Raw genomic sequence first — 1,009 nt, forward strand, 5'->3', positions numbered from 1 at the left:
CTAGACGGTTGATTCCAAGGGGTTTGGGTGCGGTCAGTGATCAAAAGCGGTGAGTGATCGTTTGACCTGTTGGCCGGTGTGGTCGTTGTGCCAGATCGCTGCGGTCAGTGCCAGCACCCGGACCGCGATGCGGACGGCGACGCCGGCCGGGGTGCGTCCGCCGTGACGTTCCAGGTCGAGGTGGCCCTTGAGGGTCTGGTTGATCGATTCGATGGTCTGCCGCAGCGGCTTGAACAGATGCACGGTGGGGCGTTCGGGCTCGCCCTTGCGGGCGGGCCGTAGCAGGACCAGGTCGCCCTCGGTGAGAGCGTGCTCGAACGCGCGGCCGTAGTAGTGGCGGTCACCGATGATCGTCTGCCCCGGGTGGCGGGCGGCCAGGTCCGGGTCGGCGCCCAGCATGTCCAGCAGTGTGGCGCGCTCGTCGGCCTTGGCACCCGTCAGCGCGAAGGCGACCGGCAGCCCGCCCAGGGTGCACAGCAGATGCAGCCGCAGCCCCCAGAAGAACCGCGAGTGGGAGGCGCAGTAGCCGTATTCGGCCCATCCGGCCAGCTCGCTGCGCCGGGTGGTGTCGCGGGAGCGGCCGCACTCGACCGGGGTGGAGTCGACGACCCAGACGTCATCGCTCCACAGCGAGGTGTCCCGGCCCAGCATCTGGATCATGTGCACGACCAGGACCGAGGCCGCCCGCAGCCGCTTGTTGTAGCCGGACTGCCCGGGCAGGCGGGGGAACATCACGGCCAGGTCGGTGCGGGCGTAGCGCAGCCATCGCCGCTCGGAGGTGAAGCCCAGCAGCGCCGACATCACCGCCAGGGTGACCAGCTCGGCGTCACTGAGCCTGGGCTGGATGCCGGTGGCCGGGCGCCAGGGGGCCAGGTCCGGGAAAGCCCGCAACCAGTCGTCGATCCTCACATACAGTGCGGTGGCGAGGGTGTTCAGGTCTGGGGTCACAACCGACCATGGACACCCTCGCCCCATTTCCGCAGGCGATCCCTTGGAATCAACCGTCTAG

The 1,009-nt window shown here is 68.8% G+C and carries 1 protein-coding gene; it reads right to left on the reverse strand.

The features are described from left to right. Positions 1-33 precede the first annotated feature (33 nt). Positions 34-948 carry an IS982 family transposase gene (locus ACFPZN_RS56170; RefSeq protein WP_378293641.1) on the reverse strand — a complete coding sequence of 305 codons (915 nt, stop codon included), beginning with the start codon at positions 946-948 and terminating at the stop codon, positions 34-36. Positions 949-1,009 lie beyond the last annotated feature (61 nt).

The sequence above is a fragment of the Actinomadura rugatobispora genome (assembly GCF_042656285.1).
Classification (GTDB): domain Bacteria; phylum Actinomycetota; class Actinomycetes; order Streptosporangiales; family Streptosporangiaceae; genus Spirillospora; species Spirillospora rugatobispora.